Consider the following 4000-nt stretch of genomic DNA (forward strand, 5'->3'; position numbering starts at 1 on the left):
ATTTTACCTCAAAATGAGCTTATCGGAAACTTTGCAACAGAACCCATAATAGAGCGTGGCGTAAGGTCTACCAGTTGGGCAAGATATTCCTGTGTCCACCCTTTTGCTTCCCGAGCTTTTTTTATCGCTATACCTAACGGCTTAAAATCAAGTTTTCTTTCATCTTGGTACATTTTAATATCACCCTATATCATTGTACATTTCGGGTGATGATATTTGAACGAAGTATGATTTTATGTTTAGTAGTGTATAATTTCGTATTAGTGGAGAGAAAATTGCTATTATTCGTCATTCCGTATATAATAATTATATACTCTTTGCGAAAGGAAGTTGATATTATGGATTACATTTCTGTGAAAGCCGCTTCTGAAAAATGGGGCATATCGGAAAGACGGATACAAAAATTATGTGAGGAAAATCGCATTGACGGAACTGAAAAATTTGGTCGTGCATGGATGATACCAAAAGATGCAGAAAAACCCGTTGATGGACGTATGAAAACAAGGAACAAACAGGAGGAGAATCATGGAATTTAATGAAAAGCTACAACAGCTTAGGACTGGAAAGAACTTAACGCAGGAACAACTTGCGGAGCAATTATATGTATCAAGAACAGCCATTTCAAAATGGGAAAGCGGCAAGGGTTACCCTAACATTGAGTCGCTCAAGTGTATTTCTAAATTCTTTTCTGTGACCATAGATGAACTACTATCGGGCGAAGAACTGATTACACTTGCCGAAACTGAAAATCGTTCCAACTTGAAAAAGATTTACAACTATATTTATGGAATATTGGATATGATGGCAGTTGCGTTTATATTTCTTCCGTTATATGGAAACTCTGTTGGCGGTTATGTTTATGCGGTCAATCTACTATCATTTACAGCCACCACACCATTCAATCTTGCAGTCTACTGGAGTGCTTTTGCCGCCTTGATTGTAATAGGGATTGCTAAAATAATACTTACCCATTTAGATAAAGAAACATGGGGCGGCATTGCTACAAAATGCTCCCTTGGACTCACTGCTTTGGCTATCTGTTTCTTAGCAGCAGCAAGAGAACCATATATAACAGCACTTATGTTTCTGCTGTTTGTCGCAAAAATAGTTGTTTGGATTAAGCAGAACGGAACAAAGTAAAAACGATATAAATCCCTTGAAATAGGCTCTGACACGATAAGTGTCGGGGCTTTTTTTCATGTTGACATGATAGATGTAGGCGATGTGACGGTAGGTTTCTTGGCTTTTGATATAGCTCCTGTGATAATAAAATTGTGGTCAGTGAAAACAAGAACAGCAACCAACGGAAAGGAAAATCAAATATGGATTATATCATTGAAACAGAAAATCTTACGAAGCGATACGGAACAGCCACCGTTGTCGATAAGGTCAATCTTCATGTGCCAACGGGCAAAATTTATGGTTTGCTCGGCAGAAACGGAGCAGGCAAAACCACAGCAATGAAAATGATGTTGCAGCTTGCTCTCCCAACGGATGGAACGGTACGCTTGTTTGGCACAAACTATAAGGAAAATATCCATACCCTTTATAGCAAAGTAGGCTCTATTATCGAAACACCGGGATTTTACAGTAATTTAACAGGGTATGAGAATTTGCAAATTCTCGCTAAACTGCGAGGGGGAGTATCTAAAAGTGGAGTAGAAAAAGCTCTTGAAGTTGTGGGGCTGCATAAAGAGAAAAGAAAAGTCTTTTCCGATTATTCCCTCGGAATGAAGCAACGGCTTGGTATTGCCGCCGCCATTATGCACGAGCCGGAGCTTTTAATACTTGACGAACCGATTAACGGACTTGACCCCATTGGAATAGTTGAAATACGCTCATTTTTATCTGAACTTAGTCACAATCATGGCATTACCATTTTTATCTCAAGCCATGTTTTAAGCGAGATTGAACAGATAGCAGATATTATCGGCGTTATGCACGAGGGGCATTTAGTAGAGGAAGTGAATATATCCGAGCTTCACAAAAGGAATCGAAAATACATTCAATTTGATTTATCTGACAGTGAGATAGCTGGAAAGATTTTAGAAAGCCACTACCACATGACGGATTTTACAGTGCAGGACGGTACGGTGAGAATTTATGACTTTAGCCAAAGTGTTGGAGAAATCAATCGAGAATTTGCACGAAATGGACTGCTCGTGACAAGGATAGATGATAGTGAGGAAAACTTAGAGGACTACTTTTCTAAACTGATTGGAGGTGGCGGTATTGCTTAATCTTATTTCTTGTGAATTATTAAAACTAAAGCGTTCAAAAATGGTGCTAATTAGTGTGGCAGGGGTATTATCTACCCCACTTTTGATGTTAATAGAAGCCTTGCAAACACATTTTGATAAGCCGGAGATTATCTTTACCTTGTCTGACATATACAGCGACAGTGTACTGTATATCATGCTGCTGGTAAACATTATGATATATGTGGCAATTGCAGCTTACTTGTTTAGCAGAGAGTACACAGAAAGCACACTCAAAACCATATTGCCCATACCCATTTCAAGGACAAAACTATTAATTGGAAAATTTTGCACCCTGCTTCTTTGGATTGTTATGCTCACCCTTGTAACATGGGCAGGTATATTTATCGCTTGTGGGCTATATCACGCTGTCTTTACATTGGAGGGATATAGCTTACTAGTGGCAATAGTATGGCTCCCCAAGTTTTTGTTTGGCAGTATCCTGATGTTTTTAACAGTTTCTCCTTTTGTGTTTGTTGCTATGAAAACAAAAGGATTTGTCGCCCCGATGATTGGCTCTGCCGTGATTGTCATGGGAAGTGCCGCACTTTCAAATCAAGAATGGGGAGCGTTGTATCCGTGGACAGCCACCTATTTCTTGGTGCAGGGTAAACTTCAGAGTACCGGCTATCCTACACTGCTGTCTGTATCTATTATTATTCTTGTATCAGCAGTTGGTTTTCTTATGACCTTTCATCATTTTAAAAAGGAGGATTTGAAATAATGGTACTTGATTTTATAGAAATTTTAAAAGTTATTTTTCTTGGAATTGTTGAGGGTATTACTGAGTGGCTACCTATCAGCAGCACAGGACATATGATTCTTGCGGACAAATTTATCACACTTAATATGAGCGAAGCATTTAAAGAAATGTTTTTTGTTGTTATTCAACTTGGAGCTATACTCGCAGTGGTTGTAATGTTTTGGAACAAGATGTTTCCATTTCAGCTAAAGGATAAATCGCAGCCACTTGTTAAAAAGGATACTTTCTCGTTGTGGTTCAAGGTTGCAGTGGCTTGTATACCGTCAGGTATTATGGGGATTTTATTTGATGATTATTTGGATGCTTACCTCCAAACCCCCATTGTGATTTCAATCATGTTAATCTTTTATGGTTTGTTATTCATTCTCATAGAAAATTGGAATAAAAAGCGTACTCCTACTACTATGGCACTTTCTGACATCAGCTATAAAACAGCAATCTTGATAGGGGCATTTCAAGTGTTATCACTTATACCCGGCACATCACGGTCGGGAGCAACGATTATAGGTGCTTTACTCATAGGAGTTTCACGAGTGGCAGCAGCAGAGTTTACTTTTTTCCTCGCAGTACCTACTATGCTTGGAGCAAGTGCTTTTAAGCTGTTAAAATTCGAGTTTGATTTTACAAGTGCAGAACTGCTCGCTCTTGTTCTCGGTATGGCTGTGGCATTTGCGGTATCTGTCTTAGTAATTAAATTCCTAATGAACTTTATCAAAAAACATGATTTTAAGGTGTTTGGTTGGTATCGAATTGTGCTTGGTATACTTGTTGTACTTATAACAGTAATGTGATAGAAAAACAATTCCATAAGCAATAATCTGCCGCACGACGGCAAAAGAAAAAAGCCGTCGTACAGCAGACATATTTTCACGCCTATGAAACGGTGGCTTTGATTTTCAGAGCCGCCGTTTCTTTGCGTTTACACAAACCAATGGGTTCTGTTGCAAAGTCTCAAAAAGGTCATTAGTTTTTCAAGATG

The 4000-nt window shown here is 38.7% G+C and carries 5 protein-coding genes and 1 pseudogene; 5 read left to right on the forward strand and 1 reads right to left on the reverse strand.

The features are described 5' to 3' along the window. Positions 1-44: 44 nt before the first annotated feature. A pseudogene (locus Q1X33_RS16415) lies at positions 45-173 on the reverse strand (multiprotein-bridging factor 1 family protein); the annotation flags it as partial. A gap of 165 nt (positions 174-338) precedes the next feature. Here Q1X33_RS16415 and Q1X33_RS16700 point away from each other — a divergent pair. The 5 genes from Q1X33_RS16700 (at position 339) to bcrD (ending at position 3812) form a co-directional block, all read left to right on the forward strand. Continuing rightward, positions 339-536, forward strand: a complete 198-nt coding sequence (locus tag Q1X33_RS16700; protein ID WP_000384569.1) for a helix-turn-helix domain-containing protein — start codon at positions 339-341, stop codon at positions 534-536. Continuing rightward, positions 526-1140 (forward strand): bacitracin resistance transcriptional activator BcrR, encoded by a 615-nt coding sequence (gene bcrR / locus Q1X33_RS16425; protein WP_000395511.1) that lies wholly within the window; start codon positions 526-528, stop codon positions 1138-1140. Before Q1X33_RS16700 ends, bcrR begins: the two co-directional genes overlap by 11 nt. A gap of 182 nt (positions 1141-1322) precedes the next feature. Continuing rightward, positions 1323-2240, forward strand: coding sequence for a bacitracin ABC transporter ATP-binding protein BcrA (bcrA, locus tag Q1X33_RS16430; RefSeq protein WP_002346952.1), 918 nt, complete (start codon positions 1323-1325; stop codon positions 2238-2240). Then, entirely contained in the window at positions 2233-2982 is a 750-nt protein-coding gene (locus tag Q1X33_RS16435; protein ID WP_000933358.1) for an ABC transporter permease, read from the forward strand. The genes bcrA and Q1X33_RS16435 overlap by 8 nt, the downstream gene beginning before the upstream one ends. Then, positions 2982-3812: a bacitracin resistance undecaprenyl-diphosphatase BcrD gene (bcrD, locus tag Q1X33_RS16440; protein WP_139914526.1), complete on the forward strand. Its 831-nt coding sequence runs from the start codon at positions 2982-2984 to the stop codon at positions 3810-3812. The genes Q1X33_RS16435 and bcrD overlap by 1 nt, the downstream gene beginning before the upstream one ends. Positions 3813-4000 lie beyond the last annotated feature (188 nt).

Origin of the sequence: Enterococcus sp. B2E4, from assembly GCF_030499455.1 — a bacterium.
Taxonomy (GTDB): Bacteria; Bacillota; Bacilli; order Lactobacillales; family Enterococcaceae; genus Enterococcus_D; species Enterococcus_D casseliflavus.